This window comes from Microbacterium sp. 8M (genome assembly GCF_902506375.1).
Classification (GTDB): Bacteria; Actinomycetota; Actinomycetes; order Actinomycetales; family Microbacteriaceae; genus Microbacterium.
Genome location: NZ_LR733284.1, coordinates 2027592 through 2041395 on the forward strand (window position 1 = coordinate 2027592; position 13804 = coordinate 2041395).

Sequence of the window (13804 nt, forward strand, 5' to 3'; positions counted from 1 at the left end):
AACCGCCGTGCCTCAGGACTCGAGGTGCCGCTGCCGCTCGGCGTCGATCTCGACGAGGCGGCGGGCGATCGCCCTGGCGCCGTCCGAGTCGGCGGGCAGGCGCTGGATCGCGCCCAGCAGTTCGCTCTTCTCCCGCTCCAGGCCGCGCACGATGAGCCGCCGGCACAGATCCGTGGCGGACGCCCTGGCGCCCTCCTCGTTGCGGGCGGGGAAGGCCGCCATGAGCAGCTCCCCGGCGAGGGCCCGGTACGGCTCCCGCACGGCGTCCACGGCCTGCAGCGCCCATCCGGGGCGTCGCCGATCGGGCACCTGCGCGATCGCCTCGCGCACCGCATCCAGCGCGGGGACGGCGAACGGCATGCCGACGGCGCGCTGCAGCAGATCGGCGTCGAGCTGGTGACCGTACTGCAGGACGCCCATCAGGGCGTCGCGCTCGAGGGGCGCATCTCCGGTGCGCGGCAGTGAGGCCAGCGTCACGACGGGCCCCGCCGCGGGTGCCTCGCCCGCGAGCTGCGGCGCAGCCGCCTGGGCCGGAGCCTGCTCGCGCCCCGAAGCGCCCCCCTCCCGCCGACGGCGCTCGTGGCGGCGCACCTCGGCGTGCACGTCGGTCGGATCCATCCCGAGCCGGCGGGCGAGGATGCGCTCGTACTCGGGGCGCAGCAGCGGATCGCGGATCTCGGCGACGATCGGCGCGGCCGCGCGCAGCGCTCCCACCCGGCCCTCGGCGGTGCCCAGATCGAAGGAGGCGATCTTGCGGTCGATCACGAACTCAAACATCGGCACCTTGGTGGACATGAGCCCGCGCACCGCCTGGTCGCCGCGCTGCAGGCGCAGATCGCACGGATCCAGCCCGTCCGGGGCCACCGCGACGAATGTCTGCGCGTTGAATCTGTCGTCCTCGGCGAACGCGCGCAGCGCCGCCTTCTGACCGGCCTCGTCGCCGTCGAAGGTGAACACGACCTCACCGGATGCGGAGTCGTCGCCCATGACCCGGCGCAGCAGCTTGATGTGCTCGGCGCCGAACGCCGTGCCGCAGGTCGCGATCGCCGTCGTGACGCCCGCCAGGTGGCACGCCATCACGTCGGTGTACCCCTCCACCACGACGACGCGCTTCGGATCCCCGCGGGAGATGTCGCGCTTGGCGAGATCCAGCCCGTAGAGCACCTGCGCCTTCTTGTAGATCGGCGTCTCGGGCGTGTTCAGGTACTTGGGGCCCTGATCGTCGTCGTACAGCTTGCGGGCGCCGAAGCCGATGGTCTGGCCGGTGACGTCGCGGATCGGCCACACCACGCGTCCGCGGAACCGGTCGTAGACGCCGCGCTGGCCGGCTGACACGAGGCCGGCCGCGGTGAGCTCGTCGCGGGTGAAGCCCTGTGCGCTCAGCGCCTTGAGCATGCCGTCCCAACCGCGGGGCGCGTAGCCGACGCCGAAGTGCGCCGCAGCACCGGCGTCGAACCCGCGCTGACCCAGGAACGCGCGGGCGGACTCAGCCTCGGGGCTGAGCAGCTGGCCGCGGAAGAACTCGGCGGCGGCGGTGTTCGCGGCGTACAGCCGGCTGCGCCCGCTCGACTCCGGCGCGGGGCCGCCGTCTTCGTAGTGCAGGGTGTATCCGACGCGCGCGGCGAGGCGCTCCACGGCCTCGGTGAAGCTGACGTGGTCCATCTCGCGCAGGAACGAGTACACGTCCCCCGACGCACCGCAGCCGAAGCAGTGGTAGTAGCCGACCTGAGGGCGCACGTGGAAGCTGGGGCTCTTCTCGTCGTGGAACGGGCACAGGCCCTTCAGGGATCCCACGCCGGCGGACTTCAAGGAGACCCGCTCCCCCACGATGTCGGCGATGTTCGTGCGCGCCTTCACCTCATCGACGTCGGCCTGCAGGATCCGCGGCATCAGCGGCCGCCGTCGCTCGAGAGCGCGTGCACCGCCGCAGGGCGGGCATGCGCCGCGCGCGGCCGGGCGTGCCGGGGCGTCCAGATCCCGACCTCGGCGGGGTCGATGTCGCCGACGAGGCGGTTGTGCCAGTCCACCGCGGTCTGGTCCGTCAGGCTCGCCACCTGGTCGACCACGACCCGGCGGCGCTCCGCGTCGGTCGCGGCGTCGTGGAAGTCCGCGGCGAACGCGGGCTCCAGCACATCGGCCCCGGCCGTCCACAGGGCGTCCGTCGACCAGAGCGCGTCCGCCAGGCGCTTCAGCACGCGGCGCTGCTCCTTGTAGACGCCGCGGCGTGCGTCGATCGTCACGATGGCCTGCCCCATGATGCCCTTGAGCACCGCGATCTCCGCGTCGATCACCTTCGGCACCACGACGTGCGCGTTGTAGCGGGCGAGATTGGCACCCGGGTAGGCCTCCCGGGTCGCCGAGACGGCGGCCCGCGCGAAGCGGCCGATCATGTCGCTCGTGAGGTTCTTCAGGCGGGCGAGGTCGCGCCGGGAGCGGTCGAACGAGGTGAGCCACATCGGCTGACGCGTCAGCCGGTACAGCGCATCGGCGAGATCCTCGCGGGTGTAGTCGTAGCCGACCCACTGCTGGATCCGGGAGACGAGCGCGTGATGCTCCGCCGGATCCGCCAGCTGAGCCACGTCGAGGTAGCCGTTCACGATCGCGTCCTCGAAGTCGTGCACCGAGTAGGCGATGTCATCCGACAGGTCCATGATCTCGGCCTCGATGCAGCGCAGGCGCCCCGGAGCACCCTCCCGCATCCACCGGAACACGTCCTCGTCCTCGGGGTAGACGCCGAACTTGAGCCGGCCGCCGGGATCCGGCAGCGGGCTGTCCGCGGTCCACGGATACTTGCACGTGGCGTCGAGGCTGGCGCGGGTCAGGTTGAGTCCGACGGAGCGCTCCTGATCGTCGAGCACCTTGGCCTCGAGCCGGGTCAGGATCCGCAGGGACTGCGCGTTGCCCTCGAAGCCGCCGATGTCCTCCGCCCACTCGTTGAGCGCACGTTCGCCGTTGTGCCCGAACGGCGGATGGCCCAGGTCGTGGCTGAGGCAGGCGGTGTCGACGACGTCGGCGGAGACTCCCAGCGCGACGGCGAGCTCGCGGCCCACCTGAGCGACCTCGAGCGAGTGGGTCAGCCGGTTGCGCGCGAAGTCGGCGGTCGAGGCCGGGCTCAGCACCTGGGTCTTCGCGGCCAGCCGCCGCAGTCCCGCGGAGTGCAGGACGCGGGCGCGGTCGCGGGCGAAGTCGTCCCGCTCGGAACGGTGCGTCTCGGCGAAGAAGCGTGCGGCGTCGTGCGCGTCGTAGCCGGGCGCGAGCGGCAGGCCTCCTGCCGCCGCGTCAGCCGCCACTGTTCTCGACCTCGGCGCCGCGCATCATGTCGGTGACGGAGGCCTCGACCTCACGCGAGTCGAGCCAGCCGTCAGGCAGCGCCGTGCGCTTCGGCGTGCCCGCCCGCCCGCGCTGTCCCTCGGCAGGAGCACCGGGATAGGGCGCATCCCCCAGCGTGCCCAGGATGTCGTCGATCTCCTGCAGCGTCGACACCCGCGCGAGCGCGGAGCGGATGTCGCCACCCACGGGATAGCCCTTGAAGTACCAGGCGACGTGCTTGCGGATGTCCTTGCAGCCGCGGTCCTCGTCCTCGAAGAACTCGACCAGGAGCTCCGCGTGACGACGGAAGGCGTCCTTGACGAAGCCGAGCGTCGCATCCACCTGCACGGCGTTGTCATCGCCGAACGCCGCGGCGAGCTCGCCGAAGAGCCACGGCCGGCCGAGGCACCCGCGACCGACGACGACGCCGTCGCAGCCCGTCTCCGCCATCATCCGCACGGCGTCGTCCGCGCTCCAGATGTCGCCGTTGCCGAGCACCGGGATCGAGGTGACGGCTTCCTTCAGCTCGCCGATCGCGGACCAGTCGGCGTGACCCGAGTAGTACTCCCCCGCTGTCCGCGCATGCAGCGCGACGGCGGCGGCGCCCGCGTCCTCGGCCGCACGGCCCGCGTCGAGGAACGTCAGGTGGTCCCGGCTGATCCCCTTGCGCATCTTCACCGTGAGCGGCACGTCGCCGGCCGCCTTCACGGCGCGCTGGACGATCTCGGAGAACAGGCCGATCTTCCACGGCAGCGCGGCTCCGCCGCCCTTCCGGGTGACCTTGGGCACGGGACAGCCGAAGTTGAGGTCGATGTGATCGGCGCGATCCTCCGCGACGATGATCCGGACGGCCTCGGCGATCGTGGCCGGATCCACTCCGTAGAGCTGGATGGAGCGCGGCGTCTCGCTCTCGTGGTGCTGGATGAGGCGCATCGTGATCGCGTTGCGCTCCACGAGCGCGCGGGAGGTGATCATCTCGCTGACATAGAGGCCGGCGCCGTATTCGCGGCACAGCCTGCGGAACGCGGTGTTGGTGATCCCCGCCATCGGCGCGAGCACCACGGGGACGTCGATGCGCAGCGGGCCGATCTGCAGGGGCCGGACGGAGGCAGGGGCGAGAGTCATATCCCCTCCATTGTCCCAGATCCGGACCGCAGGATCCCCGCCCGCCTAGGCTTGTGCATATGTCCTCCACCCCGCTGCGCCAGATCCCGTTCGCCGACGCCGACGGCACCGTCCGCACTCTCGACGACTACGGCCCGGGACCCGTGCTCGTGGTCAATGTCGCCTCGAAGTGCGGTCTCACGCCGCAGTACGCCCAGCTCGAAGAGCTGCAGCGCCGCTTCGGCGACCGCGGGCTCACTGTGGTCGGCTTCCCGTGCAATCAGTTCTTCGGTCAGGAGCCGGGATCCATGGACCAGATCCTCGAGTTCTGCTTGACGACCTACGGCATCTCGTTCCCGATCAACGACAAGGTCAAGGTGAACGGCCGCAACGCCGCCGACCTGTACAAGGAGCTCAAGCAGACGGCGGATGCGGCCGGCAAGGCCGGGCGGGTCGAGTGGAACTTCGAGAAGTTCCTCGTCGCGCCCGACGGATCCGTCCGCCGGTTCCGGCCACGGCAGGTGCCGGACGCCCCCGAGATCGTCGCCGCGATCGAGGACGCCCTCGCCTGACGCCCGCCGCGGATCAGCTCTCAACGACCTCGGCGCTCTCCCGGCGCTTGGCCCACAGCTCACGCAGCACCCCGGCGAACGCCTCCGGCGGCTGCGCGCCGCTGACGCCGTACTGGCCGTCGATCACGAAGAACGGCACGCCCTGGATGCCGTATGCGCGCGCCTGCGCCTGGTCCGCCCGCACATCCGCGAGATGACGGTCGGTGCGCAGCGCCTCGAGCGCCTCCTCGCGGTCCAGCCCGATCTCCTCTGCGAGGTCGGCGAGGTCGTCGATGCGCCCGACGTGGCGACCCTCGGTGAAGTACGCCGACATGAGCCGCTCCTCCATGTCGTGCTGGCGGCCCCGCGCCTTCGCGTGGTGCAGGAGCTCGTGCGCCTTGACCGTGTTGGTGTGCTGGAGGAGGTCGAACCGGTAGTCCAGACCGGCCTGCTTCGCGATGCCGGTGACGCGGTCGAGCATCTGCTCGACCTGGGCACGCGGCATGCCCTTGTGGCCCATGAGGAAGTCCGCCTCGTCGCCTTCGAAGTCGACGGGCGTATCCGGCGACAGCTCGAAGGAGTGGAATGTGACGTTCACCTCGGGGGCATCGTCGTCCTCAGCGGTGGCTGCAAGCCCCGCCTCGAGATTGCGCTTGCCGATGTAGCACCACGGGCAGGCGATGTCGGACCAGATGTCGATCGAGATGGGTTCGCTCACGGTTCGATTCAACCGCATGTTCCTGAGCGGTATTCCGGACTGTTAGCCTCATCCGGTGTCCGAGGAGCCCGCATCGTCGCCGTTCTCGGCGAAGCGGATCCTCATCGCCGGCATAACCGGCAGCGGCAAGACCACCCTGGCCCGGCGTCTGGCGGCGCTGCGGGGGTTGCCTCATGTGGAATTGGACGCCCTGTTCCACGGCCCCGGCTGGACACCGCGGGATACGTTCCTCGACGATGTGCGCACCTTCGCGGAGACCGAGCGCTGGGTGACGGAATGGCAGTACAGCGGCCAGGGCACGGATCCCATCCTCGCCCCGAGGGCGGAGCTGGTCATCTGGCTGGACTACCCGTACGGCCTCGCGCGCGCACGGCTGCTGCGGCGCACCCTCTCCCGCAGCCTGCTCCGCACAGAGCTGTGGAACGGAAACCGTGAGAAGCCGATCTGGGCGATCCTCCGCCAGGACCCGGAGCAGAACATCCTCCGCTGGCAGACCCTCACCCGCCGTAAATGGGATGAGCGTATGCCCGCCATCCGCGTCGCCTACCCTCGGCTCACGGTCCTCCGCTTCCGTCACCCGCGCGAGACGGAACGGTGGTTGCGGTCCTTGTCGCAGGTGGCGTGACGCGCCTCGGAGCGGCCTGCGTTCAGAAGAGCAGCGTCGCGAGCCGGCGACGCGCGGCGGTCACCCGGGGGTCCGCATCGCCGACGAGACCGAACAGCTCCACCAGGCGCTCGCGCACCCGTCCCTGCTCGTCGGCGGGGACCGCCGTGAACAGGTCGAGCAGACGGTCGAACGCGTCCGCGACGTGCCCGCCCGCGACGTCGAGGTCCGCCACGGCGAACTGCGCGTCGATGTCCGCGGGCGCCGCAGCGGCCGCGGCCCGCACCTCGTTCAGGTCCAGGCCCTGGGTGCGGTGCAGCAGGCGCACCTGCGCCAGCCCGGCCCGCGCGTCCTCGTCCCGGGGGTTCTCGGCCAGCGCCTTCTCGTACGCGTCGATCGCGGCGGCGTAGTCGCCCTGCTCGATCGCGTCGAACGCCGCCTGGTGCAGCGGGGGCAGCGGCGGCGCCTCGGGCTCCGGCGCGTCTGCGGCCGCACCCGCGTCGCCGACGGGGATCGTGCCGGTGACGCCGTGCTGAGCGGCGAGCTGAAGCAGCTGCGCGAACACCTCGCGCACCTGCTCCTCCGGCACGGCGCCGTTGAACAGCGGCACCGGCTGACCGGCGACGAGCGCGACGACCATCGGGATCGACTGCGCGCGGAATCCCTGGGCGAGCTGCGGGTTGGCGTCGACGTCCACCTTCGCCAGCACGAGACGGCCGGCGAGCTCCGTGACGACCTTCTCGAGCACGGGGCTCAGCTGCTTGCAGGGGCCGCACCACTCCGCCCACAGGTCCACGACCACTGGGACACTCTGGGAGAGTTCCAGCACCTGGCCGAACGTGGCATCGGTCACGTCGACGATGAGCGGGAAGGAACCGCCCTCGGGCGCCGCGGGCGCGGGCTCGCCGGGAGCGGGTGCCGGCGGCCGGTTGCGCAGCGGGGACAGGTCGACGGCGCCGCGGAGCGCGGCTGCGGACAACTCGGTCATTTGATCTCCGTAACGCTCTGCAGCTGCTGGGATGCGGCCAGCAGCGTGATCTTGTCATCGGATCCCTGCGCCGGGACGGCGAAGAAGAGCTGCACGCCGTACACCGAGACGAAGCCGGTGGCGGACTGGTCGACACCGGTCAGCGCCTTCGCAGAGGGGTTCTTGTCGAGCTTGATGACGGCGTCCGCCGACGTGGGCTTGATCGTCTGCGAGTCCTGGACGGTGACGGCCACGATCGCACCGCTGTCGATGCTGGACATCGACACGGGCTCCTCCGGTCCGGCGCTCGCGGCGAATGTGAGGCTCGACGTCGTGTCCGCGTTGGCGTCCTTGAGCGCCTGCTGCAGCGCGGCACGGCTGTCCTGGACCGACTTCGCGAAGGCGAGTGCGGTCTTGTCGAACTTGTCGTGGAACTCGCTCTTGTCGCCTTGGTCGATGACGTTCGCGAACTCCTTGGCGAGCTGGTTCGGCTCGGCAGCGAGGAACGGCGAGTCCGGCGGGGTGAGCTTGGCGCCCAGCCACGCGGGTGCCATGTTCGGCAGCCGTGCCGCGGCCTGCATCTCGGCGACAGAGGAGATCTTGTAGTTCGACCAGGGGTCCGGCTGCGTCATGGTCATGATCAGCGGCGCGACCTTCTCGTCGTTTCCGTGCTCGACCAGCATGAGCACCGTGCGCGGCCACGAGTCGTACGCCTGCGGCACGAGGATCTTGATCTTGTCGGCGGGGATCGCCGGAGGAAGGGTGAAGTCGGCCACGCTCTTTCGCACGGCGTAGGCGGTCTTGCGCGCCTCGAGCGCGGCCCCCTCCAGACGGGTCTCCGCCTTCGCGGCGTCCAGGTTCTTGTCGGCGTCCGCGAGCGTCGCAGAGATGCTCTCCAGGATCCGCGATGCCTGAGCCTGGGTGACGGCAGGTGCCTGCTGACCGGCTTCGGCGACCTGCGTCTCCGTCGGCGACGGGGTGGGAGAGGTCGCAGCGTGCGGCCAGATGTCCGGCGTGCACCCGGTGAGGAGGGCGGCGGTCACACCGACCGCAGGAATCAGCAGCAGGGCGCGGCGTCGCGGACGCACGGCGCGGCGCTCGCGCACGGTGCCCCCCGCGGTGGGCGCGGAGTCGCCCCGGTCCGCCGGTGGGGCGGCCTCCGTGCCCTCTCCGCTCGGCGCCTCGGCGTCCGCTGCTTCCACCGCTTCGCGTTCGCCGACGTCGATCGGCTCGGTGACGGGCAGGGGCGGCGGAGCCTTGCGGCGCGGGCCGCGCCCTCGGCGGGCGTGCCGGATCGCCAGCACATAGAGGACGAGACCCGCCAGCAGGAAGATTCCGCCGGCGACCATGAGCGGGCCCGCCCACGGGGTCGCGGTGTCGAGCGGCCACTTCAGGGTCACATCGGCGGGCGCGTCGGCCTTGCCGTCCGAGGCCACGAGGACGCTCACGCCCTCCGGCACCTGCATCCGGTCGATCAGGGCGTTCTTGTCGGAGAAGCTGTCCAGCCAGAGGTCCGAGCCTGCGGGATTGCGCTCGTTGTCCTCGTTCGCCACCGTCGGTTCGACGACCTTCGCGGAGGTCTTGCCCTCCTTGCCGAGCGTGATCCTGTTGTAGCTGGTGTCGCTGAGCCAGGCTTCGAGATCAGCCGTACGCGCCTGGGCGACGAAGATGGTGCCGTCGCCGTGCGCGATGAGCGTCTGCTCACCGGGATGCGCGCGCAGCACCGCGGAGTCGATGACCGTATAGGCCTGCGGCGTCTTGACGGTCAGCTCGGCCGAGACGTCCTTCGGGCCGAGGAAGATGGTCCGCTGCGCGATGCCCGTCCCGATCAGGACGGCCGCCAGGACGAAGGCCAGGACGGCCCATACAAAACGCACGAAAAGTCTCCTCCGCGATCCACGGGCGGTCACCCGCGATCTCCGCTCGACGTTTCAGACTAGCGAAACGACCTGTATGGATGCCACGAGGGCGCCCTCCGCAGGCTCCGCACCCGTTCGCCCGTGGTGCTCCCGCGCTCCCCCGCCCGCGGCGGTTACGCTGGTGGACCGAGCACAGAGGATCCCATGAAGCTGCACAATCCCTTCCGCACCGCACTGGTGGCGACGCTGGGCGTCGGCCTCGGCATCCTGCTCATCCAGAGCCTGCAGAACCTGTCCACCATCCTGCTGTATGTGGGCACTGCGCTGTTCCTGAGCCTCGGTCTGGACCCGATGGTGAGCTGGCTTACGCGTCGCCGCCTGCCGCGCTGGGCGGCCGTGCTGATCACGGTGGTGGTGGTCCTCGGCGCCTTCGTGGGCATCGTGCTCATGATCATCCCGATCCTCGTGAACCAGATCTCGCTGCTCGTGCAGCAGATCACCCAGATCGTCAACAGCGGCACGGCCATGGCCGACTTCAAGAACTGGCTCGAGGGGCTGTTCCCCAACCTCGACGTCGACACCGTGTTCGGCTATGTGAACGACTGGCTGAACAAGAACCTCGGCGACATCTCGAGCTCCATCGGCCAGGGTGTGATCGTCGTCGGCGGTGCGCTGTTCGCCGGCATCAGCGGCACGTTCATCATCCTGATCCTCACGATCTACTTCACCGCGGCGATCCCCTCGCTCAAGGGCGCGGTCTACCAGGTCGTCCCCGCCTCGAAGCGGGACCGCTTCATCGACCTCGCCGAGCAGATCACCGCCTCCGTGGGTTACTACGTCATGGGGCAGGTGACGATGGGGCTGATCAACGGCGTGCTGAGCCTGTTCTTCCTGTCGATCATCCAGGCGCCGTTCTCGATCGTGCTCGCGGTGATCGCCTTCTTCTTCTCCCTGATCCCGCTGGTCGGGACGCTGACGGGATCCACGATCATCGTGCTGGTGTGCCTGGGCCTCAGCTCCACGCCGATCACGGCGCTGGTCGCGGCGATCTACTACCTCATCTACATGCAGATCGAGGCCTACGTGATCTCGCCGCGCGTGATGAACCGCGCCGTGTCGGTGCCCGGCGCCGTCGTCGTGATCGCCGCGCTGTCCGGCGGTGCGCTGCTCGGCCTGCTGGGCGCGCTCATCGCGATCCCCGTCGCCGCGAGCATCCTGATCATCTACCGCCAGGTGCTCATCCCGCGCATGAACGAGCGGTGACCGACTCCCCGGGTCGGCGGGTGCGGACGGCGCCGGGTCAGGACGGCGGCCATTCCCGGTGCAGCGGAAGGGCGCCGGGGTTGACCGCGGAGACGATCTCGTCCAGCACGCGGCGGGTCTGGGTCTCCCCCACCCAGAGGTGCCGGCCGCCCTCGACGGCGATGAGACGCGCGTGCGGGATGGATGCGAACCGGGCCATCGCCTCGGTGGGCCGCAGATAATCGTCGAGCTCGGGCACCAGCACGACGACCTCCCGATCATCCTGCGCCCACGCGGCGACCTCCTCCTCGGTGGCCCGGTGCAGCGGTGGCGAGAGCAGGATGACGCCCTCGATGTCGTGGTCTCGCCCGTACTTGAGCGCGAGCTCGGTGCCGAAGGACCATCCCACGAGCCACGGGCGCGGCAGCGCGCGCTCCTGCACGAACGCCATCGCGGCGGCCACGTCGTGCCGCTCGCCGTGACCGGCGTCGAAGGCCCCCTCGCTCGTCCCGCGTGGAGAGGAGGTGCCGCGGGTGTTGAAGCGCAGCACGGCGAGGTCGGCGAGGGCGGGCAGGCGCGCGGCCGCCTTGCGGAGGACGTGAGAGTCCATGAAGCCGCCTGCGGTGGGCAGCGGGTGCAGCGTGACGAGCGTCGCGACCGGATCAGCTGTCTCCGGCAGTGCGAGCTCCCCCACCAGGCGCAGCCCGTCCCGCGTGAGCAGCTCGATGTCCTCGCGCCGCGCAGGCAGCAGCCGGGGTCCGCGGATCTCCAACTCAGCCCCTCCGCCAGCAGCCGTTGTGCCAGTGCCGGCGCGCGGCGAGATCCGCAGCGTCGCCGAGAACGCCGTCAGCCCGCCAGACGACGACGTGCGCCGTGCCGATCGTGATCAGCCCCGAACAGCCGGGGCACACGTACTCCTTCTGCGCCTGCGCCGCCGTCAGCGGCTGGACGTACCACTCGGAGCCTGCGCGCACCTCGGTGCGCTTCCAGCCTGCGATGAGGCGGTCGAGGGAATCGTCGCGCGGGCGCTCCGGACGTCGTCTGTGCGAGCGTGGCATGGGTGAGCGCTGCTCACCACCAGTTGTTGGCGGCCCAGAACGCCTGAGCGGCCGCCCAGCTCCCGTAGCGTCCCACGGCGTAGCCGTTGCCCCAGCGCAGGTTGTCGACCGGGTCGTAGCCGTTGCCCGGCACCTTGCTGCACGGCAGCGCCTGGACAAGACCGCACGCTCCCGAGCTGCTGTTCGTGGCGTTCGGGTTCCAGCCGCTCTCGCGGCTCACGATGTAGTCCACGTAGCCCCAGTCGCTCGAGGCGATGCCGGCGGCCGCCATCCACTCGGCGGGAGCGCCGCCGCCGCTGTAGAACAGCGGGGCGGGGTCGCTGGAGCCGGAGTCCGACGAGGAGCTGTCGCTGGTGGAGGCGACGACGGGCTCGGGCGTCGGCGTCGGCTTCGGCGTGACGTACACGTCGAAGGCATCCCGCGTCTGCGGCTTCGACGTCACCCCGTGCACCGAGACCGTGATGTTCTGCGCATCGCGCGCGGCGAGGGCGTATGCGGTCGTCACCGACGCGTGAGCGGGTTCGGGCGCGGACATCGCGAGACCGGCGGGCGCGAGGATCGCGACGGAGAATCCCACCACGGCGAGGCCTGCGAACACGGCCGACGTCGCGCTCCGGCCCTTCGACGTCTTCGCGCCGACACGGGCCGCTGTGGCTGCTGCGTTCTGCACGGCGCCTCGGGTGCGCGCCGCTATCGAATCGTTATCGGGAGTCACAATGGCACTGATTCTAGCCAGCCGAACCTGAATCCACCATGGGAATCGCTCAGCGGATCGCCAGCAGCACGTCGATCGTCGCGTCCAGCAGCGCGTCGACCTGCTCCTCGCGGTATCCCCGACGCTGCATCCGGAACGCGGTCTGCCGCACCTGCTCGGCGGTCAGCGCGTCTCCGTCGCGGAGGAAGCGCACGATCCGCTTCGCCACGTGGTCGACCTCGTCCACCCGGTAGCCGAAGGTGAGCAGTCCGGTGCGCGCGAAGCGGTGCCCCGCGGGCCGGTTGAGGTGGTCGAGGATGACCTGCGCCTCGGTGCGCGCGCGTCCGACCCATGCCGAGGCGCCGTCCGCGGCGACCACGACCGCGCGCTCGCGCTGTGCGAAGGCCTCCTCGACGCGGGCCAGCGCCGCATCCACGGCAGCGATGTCGTAGCCGCCGCGTACGAGGGGGAATGAGGCCGCGCGGATGTCGGCCGAACCGATGCCCTCCGCCTCCTCCTCGAAGGCACGACGCGCACGCCCGAGGAACGTGTCGACGGCGGCGCGCTGGTAGCCCTTCTCCCGGCGGGACGCCACGGGGAAGCTCGGGGCTGCCGCGCGGGCTGCGCCGTCGGATCGTGCGGAATCGGTCATGCTGCCACCAGTGGGGTGAAGAGGATGTACAGGGAGAGCGCCACCACCGCGGAGGGCAGGACGCTGTCCAGACGGTCCAGCAGACCGCCGTGGCCGGGCAGCCAGGAGCTCATGTCCTTGATGCCGAGGTCGCGCTTGAGCAGCGACTCCCCGAGGTCGCCGATCGTGGCGGACGCGACGAGCGCCGCGCCGAGGATGAGGCCGGCCCACCAAGGCACGCCGAGCATGTATACGCCGACGAGGACACCGGCGACGAGCGAGCCGAGCACGGCACCCGCGAAGCCCTCCCACGTCTTCTTCGGACTGACCCGCGGGGCCATCGGGTGGCGTCCGCCACGACCGAACAGCAGCCCCGAGGCGTAGGCGCAGGTGTCGGCGACGACCACGACGACGATCAGGGCGAGCACCCACCACTCGCCGCGCGGCTGATGCAGCAGCATCAGGACGATCGCGCCGAGGAACGGCACGTAGACCTGCACGAATCCGGCGGCGAGGGCGTCGGTGAGCACGTCGCCGTAGGTGCGCCCGTCCTTCACGATCATCTGGGAGAGCAGCCGCCACACGATCACGCCGAAGACGGCCACGAACAGCATCACCCAGCACAGCCACGGGTCGGCGAAGTAGCCGCTCGCCGCGAGTCCCGCACCGAGCACCAGGTGTGGCCAGAGATCGACCTTGCGCCCGCCGGCGCGCAGGGCCAGCACCAGCTCCCAGACGGCGAGCAGGATGATCGCGAGACCGATCACGACGAACGACCACTTCGCGAACAGCAGCGACGCGAGGATCACTCCCCCGATCAGCAGGCCGACGCCGATCGCGACCACGAGGTCGCGGCCGGTGCGCTCCTTGATGCGCTCGTTCGCCTGATCCAGCTGGTCACGGGCATGCGAGACATGCGTCTCGAGCTCGGCCTTCTTCGCCTGCCACTGCGACTGCAGGTTGTCGCCGGTACGCGCCGGCGCAGCCTCGCCATGACGCTGCGGAAGCGGCGGTCGTGGCGGGATCCTCGACGCGTCGTCGTCGCCGGACGGGTTGCTCATCGGCGC

14 protein-coding genes are annotated in these 13804 nt (G+C 70.5%); 3 read left to right on the top strand and 11 right to left on the bottom strand.

The genetic code is table 11. The annotated features are described in order from the left end of the window. Window positions 1-12: 12 nt before the first annotated feature. Genes dnaG through dusB form a run of 3 tightly spaced genes read right to left on the bottom strand, consistent with a single transcriptional unit; the run spans window position 13 to window position 4434 of the window. Complete coding sequence (dnaG, locus tag AERO9AM_RS09640) at window positions 13-1890, bottom strand: DNA primase (RefSeq protein WP_159575937.1); 1878 nt, start codon at window positions 1888-1890, stop codon at window positions 13-15. Then, on the bottom strand, window positions 1890-3290 hold the full coding sequence (locus tag AERO9AM_RS09645; RefSeq protein ID WP_159575938.1) for a deoxyguanosinetriphosphate triphosphohydrolase: 1401 nt from the start codon (window positions 3288-3290) through the stop codon (window positions 1890-1892). Before AERO9AM_RS09645 ends, dnaG begins: the two co-directional genes overlap by 1 nt. After that, window positions 3280-4434, bottom strand: a complete 1155-nt coding sequence (gene dusB, locus AERO9AM_RS09650) for a tRNA dihydrouridine synthase DusB (protein ID WP_159575939.1) — start codon at window positions 4432-4434, stop codon at window positions 3280-3282. The genes AERO9AM_RS09645 and dusB overlap by 11 nt, the downstream gene beginning before the upstream one ends. 59 nt (window positions 4435-4493) lie before the next feature. On the opposite strand from dusB, the gene AERO9AM_RS09655 reads away from it, so the two are divergent. After that, complete coding sequence (locus AERO9AM_RS09655; RefSeq protein WP_159575940.1) at window positions 4494-4985, top strand: glutathione peroxidase; 492 nt, start codon at window positions 4494-4496, stop codon at window positions 4983-4985. A gap of 13 nt (window positions 4986-4998) precedes the next feature. On the opposite strand, the gene AERO9AM_RS09660 is transcribed toward AERO9AM_RS09655, so the two are convergent. Continuing rightward, window positions 4999-5682 (bottom strand): DsbA family oxidoreductase, encoded by a 684-nt coding sequence (locus tag AERO9AM_RS09660; RefSeq protein ID WP_159575941.1) that lies wholly within the window; start codon window positions 5680-5682, stop codon window positions 4999-5001. 55 nt (window positions 5683-5737) lie between these two features. Here AERO9AM_RS09660 and AERO9AM_RS09665 point away from each other — a divergent pair, with 55 nt between their 5' ends. Further along, window positions 5738-6307, top strand: coding sequence for an AAA family ATPase (locus tag AERO9AM_RS09665; RefSeq protein WP_159575942.1), 570 nt, complete (start codon window positions 5738-5740; stop codon window positions 6305-6307). Window positions 6308-6329: 22 nt separating this feature from the next. Here AERO9AM_RS09665 and AERO9AM_RS09670 read toward each other — a convergent pair whose 3' ends face one another. Beyond that, on the bottom strand, window positions 6330-7274 hold the full coding sequence (locus tag AERO9AM_RS09670) for a tetratricopeptide repeat protein (protein ID WP_159575943.1): 945 nt from the start codon (window positions 7272-7274) through the stop codon (window positions 6330-6332). After that, window positions 7271-9130, bottom strand: coding sequence for a glycosyl transferase (locus tag AERO9AM_RS09675; RefSeq protein WP_159575944.1), 1860 nt, complete (start codon window positions 9128-9130; stop codon window positions 7271-7273). The genes AERO9AM_RS09670 and AERO9AM_RS09675 overlap by 4 nt, the downstream gene beginning before the upstream one ends. Before the next feature lie 186 nt (window positions 9131-9316). Here AERO9AM_RS09675 and AERO9AM_RS09680 point away from each other — a divergent pair, with 186 nt between their 5' ends. Continuing rightward, a complete protein-coding gene (locus AERO9AM_RS09680; RefSeq protein ID WP_159575945.1) occupies window positions 9317-10375 on the top strand; it encodes an AI-2E family transporter in 1059 nt (352 codons plus the stop codon). A 37-nt stretch (window positions 10376-10412) separates the two neighbouring features. Here the strand turns inward: AERO9AM_RS09680 and AERO9AM_RS09685 are convergent, their stop codons facing one another. The 5 genes from AERO9AM_RS09685 to AERO9AM_RS09705 form a co-directional block, all read right to left on the bottom strand. Beyond that, window positions 10413-11126, bottom strand: coding sequence for an alpha/beta hydrolase (locus AERO9AM_RS09685; RefSeq protein WP_159575946.1), 714 nt, complete (start codon window positions 11124-11126; stop codon window positions 10413-10415). A 1-nt stretch (window position 11127) separates the two neighbouring features. Continuing rightward, the gene (locus AERO9AM_RS09690; RefSeq protein ID WP_159575947.1) at window positions 11128-11412 is read right to left on the bottom strand and encodes a hypothetical protein; all 285 of its coding nucleotides are present in this window, start codon (window positions 11410-11412) and stop codon (window positions 11128-11130) included. 13 nt (window positions 11413-11425) lie between these two features. Beyond that, complete coding sequence (locus AERO9AM_RS09695; protein WP_236602564.1) at window positions 11426-12082, bottom strand: transglycosylase SLT domain-containing protein; 657 nt, start codon at window positions 12080-12082, stop codon at window positions 11426-11428. A gap of 94 nt (window positions 12083-12176) precedes the next feature. Continuing rightward, entirely contained in the window at window positions 12177-12758 is a 582-nt protein-coding gene (locus AERO9AM_RS09700; RefSeq protein WP_159575948.1) for a DivIVA domain-containing protein, read from the bottom strand. After that, on the bottom strand, window positions 12755-13798 hold the full coding sequence (locus AERO9AM_RS09705) for a phosphatidate cytidylyltransferase (RefSeq protein WP_159575949.1): 1044 nt from the start codon (window positions 13796-13798) through the stop codon (window positions 12755-12757). The genes AERO9AM_RS09700 and AERO9AM_RS09705 overlap by 4 nt, the downstream gene beginning before the upstream one ends. Window positions 13799-13804 lie beyond the last annotated feature (6 nt).